This is a genomic window from Variovorax sp. YR752 (assembly GCF_943372545.1).
This window is the reverse complement of the sequence record NZ_CALRZC010000405.1, coordinates 1-3338: the sequence shown is the minus strand read 5'-3', so window position 1 is coordinate 3338 and position 3338 is coordinate 1. Positions and strand designations below refer to the sequence as shown.

General features: G+C 70.4%; 3 protein-coding genes. 2 read left to right on the top strand and 1 reads right to left on the bottom strand.

Features of this window, described 5'->3' with window-relative positions; translation table 11 throughout:
• Together AAG801_RS41135 and AAG801_RS41130 are read left to right on the top strand one after the other, a co-directional pair.
• A partial coding sequence (locus AAG801_RS41135; RefSeq protein WP_341893635.1) for an ABC transporter substrate-binding protein occupies positions 1 to 782 on the top strand: 782 nt, incomplete at its 5' end.
• Positions 779 to 2836: an acetoacetate--CoA ligase gene (locus tag AAG801_RS41130; RefSeq protein ID WP_341893634.1), complete on the top strand. Its 2058-nt coding sequence runs from the start codon at positions 779 to 781 to the stop codon at positions 2834 to 2836. The genes AAG801_RS41135 and AAG801_RS41130, both read left to right, overlap by 4 nt.
• Before the next feature lie 6 nt (positions 2837 to 2842).
• Here AAG801_RS41130 and trxC read toward each other — a convergent pair whose 3' ends face one another.
• Entirely contained in the window at positions 2843 to 3268 is a 426-nt protein-coding gene (trxC, locus tag AAG801_RS41125; protein ID WP_341893636.1) for a thioredoxin TrxC, read from the bottom strand.
• Between the last annotated feature and the right edge of the window lie 70 nt (positions 3269 to 3338).

The window sequence follows — 3338 nt, the reverse complement described above, 5'->3', positions numbered from 1 at the left end:
TGACCTACTTCAACATGCTCGACCCGGTGGTCGGCGGCCACACGCCGGACAAGGTGGCACTGCGCCGCGCCGTCGCGCTGGCCTGCGACAGCGAGGAAGAGCTGCGCCTGGTGCGCCACGGCCAGGGCGTGCCGGCGCAGTCCACCGTGCCGCCCTTCACCTCCGGCTACGACGCCGACTACCGCAGCGAGATGAGCCAGCACGACCCGGCGCGTGCCAAGGCGCTGCTCGACCTGCACGGCTACCTCGACCGCAATGGCGACGGCTGGCGCGAGATGCCCGACGGCTCGCCGCTGCTGCTGCGCCTGGCCTCGACGCACGACCAGCTGGCCCGTCGCCAGAACGAGCTGTGGCGCAAGAACCTGGCCAAGGTCGGGCTGCGCATCGAGTTCGAGGTGGCCACCTGGGGCGACCTGCTCAAGCGCAGCCGCAACGCACAGCTGATGATGTGGGGCTACAGCTGGGTGGCGCAGTCGCCCGACGGCGGCTTCTTCCTCGGCATCGCCTACGGGCCGAACGCCAACGAGTCGAACGACTCGCGCTTCGCGCTGCCGGCCTTCGACCGCCTGTTCGAGCGCCAGAGCGAGCTGCCCGACGGCACGCAGCGCGAGGCGCTGATGCGCGAGGCCAAGAACATGCTGGTGGCGCACATGCCCTACAAGGTGCGCGTGCACACCATCCTCAACGACCTGCTGCAGCCGCGCGTACGCGGCTTCTGGCGCCACCCGTTCGCACGCGACACCTGGGTCTACACCGGGGTCGACATGGAGACATCGACATGAGCCTGCCCGAGCCGCAGATCCTTCGCTACAGCCGCTGGCTGGCCGAGAAGCGCAACCTGCACTTCGACCCGACCACCACCGAGGGCTACGACACGATGTGGCGCTGGTCGGTGGACGACCTGGAGGCCTTCTGGGGCTCGGTGTGGGACTACTTCGACATCCAGTCGCCGACGCCGCACGCGCGTGTGCTCGCCGAGGCGGTGATGCCCGGCGCGCGCTGGTTCGAGGGCGCGCAGGTCAATTACGCGCGCCAGGTGCTGCGCCATGCCGACGCGGCGCAGGCGGCCGGCCACCCGGCGGTCGTGTTCCAGAACGAGCGCATGCGCGAGCGCGGCGAGATGCAGCAGCTCGGCTGGAGCGAACTGCGCGCGCAGGTGGCCTCGCTGGCCGCGGCGCTGCGCGGCATGGGCGTGCAGCGCGGCGACCGCGTCTGCGCCTTCCTGCCCAACACGCCGCACACCATCGTCGCGTTCCTCGCCACCGCCAGCCTGGGCGCGATCTGGTCGGTCTGCTCGCCGGACATGGGGCCGCTGGCGGTGCTGGATCGCTTCCGCCAGATCGAGCCCAAGGTGCTGATCGGCGTCGACGGCTATGTCTACGGCGGCGTCGAGCACGATCGCATGGCGGTGCTGGGCCAGCTGCTCGCCGAACTGCCCAGCGTGAAGCATGCGGTGCTGCTGCGCAACCGTGACCAGAACGCCGATGCGGCCACGCTCGCCGAAGCATGGGCCGCAGAGGGCCGCACGCTGCACGACTTCGCCGCGCTGACCGCCGGCCGCGACATCCCGTTCGAACCCGAGTGGCTGCCCTTCGACCACCCGCTGTGGGTGGTCTACTCGAGCGGCACCACCGGCCTGCCCAAGCCGATCGTGCATGGCCACGGCGGCATCGTGCTCGAGGCGCTGAAGATGGGCTCGCTGCACAACAACGTCGGGCCCAGCGTCGAGACCGGCGACCGCTACCACTGGTACAGCTCGACCGGGTGGATCATGTGGAACACCCAGCCCGGCGCCCTGCTCGGTGGCACCACGGTGTGCATCTATGACGGCAATCCGGGCGGCCGCATCGGCGCGCCGGACCTGAACACCATCTGGCGCTTCGCCGCCGATGCCGGCGCGACCTTCTTCGGCGCCGGTGCGGCCTTCTACGCCAACTGCCTGAAGGCCGGCATCGAGCCCGCGACGGTGGCCGACCTGTCCCGGCTGCGAGCGATCGGCTCGACCGGCTCGCCGCTGGCGGTCGATGGCTACCACTGGATCTGGCAGCAGATGCCGAAGGTCGAGGGCCGCGACATCTGGCTGACGCCGATCGCCGGCGGCACCGACTTCGCCGGCGCCTTCGTCGGCGGACTGCCGACCCTGCCGGTGGTCGAGGGCGAGATGCAGGTGCGCTGCCTCGGCGCCGCGGTCGAGGCCTGGAGCGAACCCGATGCGAACGGCCGCGGCCGCGCGCTGGTCGACGAGGTCGGCGAGCTGGTTTGCGTGAAGCCGATGCCGTCGATGCCCTTGCGCTTCTGGAACGACGAAGGCGGCCAGCGCTACCGCGACAGCTACTTCGACATGTACCCCAACGTCTGGCGCCACGGCGACTGGATCAGCATCACGCCGCGCGGCGGCGCGATCATCTACGGCCGCAGCGACGCCACCATCAACCGCCACGGCATCCGCATGGGCACGGCCGAGCTGTACCGCGCCGTGGAGGCGCAACCCGAGGTGCTCGACAGCCTGGTGGTCGACCTCGAGTACCTCGGCCGCGAGAGCTACATGCCGCTGTTCGTCGTGCTGCGCGAGGGCGTCGTGCTGGACGCCGCGCTGACCAAGCGCCTGAAGGACGCGATCAAGACGGCCCTCTCGGCGCGCCATGTGCCGAACGAGATCTTCCAGGTCGAGGCGATCCCGCGCACGCTGTCGGGCAAGAAGATGGAGCTGCCGGTGAAGAAGCTGCTGATGGGCACGCCGCCCGGGCAGGTCTTCAAGCTCGACGCGATGGCGAATGCGGCCTGCGTGCCGTGGTTCGTCGATTTCGCGGCCAGGCGCGCCGCAGCGACTGCCTGACGGCGCTCAGCCGACCCAGCCGACGATCTGCGCCGCCTGCAGCGCGCCCGACATGCGCTTGACTTCGCGGCCGCCCTGCAGCTGCACCATCGTCGGAATGCTGCGGATGGCGAAGCGCGAGGCCACCTGCGGGTTGGCATCGGTGTCGACCTTGGCGAGCAGCGCGCGGCCCTTGAGCTGCTTCGCGGCCTGCGCGAACTGAGGCGCCATCATCCGGCACGGGCCGCACCAGCTGGCCCAGAAGTCGACCACCACCGGCAGCTCGGTGCGCGAGGTGATCGCGTCGAAGTTGGCATCGGTCAACTCGACCGGCTCGCCGGCGAGCAGGGCCTGGCCGCAACGGCCGCAGACCGGATCCTCGGTCAGGCGTTCGTCGGGCACGCGGTTGGTGGCGCCGCAATGGGCGCAGGCGATGTGCATGGTGTCCTCCAGGGATACCCCGGGGAGTTCAGGGCGGATCGCGAGGTTTCAAGTCGGCCGACCGGCCAGCGCGCGGCCGCTC

Coding starts and splice junctions, on each gene's coding strand:
- AAG801_RS41130 (WP_341893634.1), top strand. CDS start 779: ATGAGCCTGCCCGAGCCGCAGATCCTTCGCTACAGCCGCTGGCTGGCC.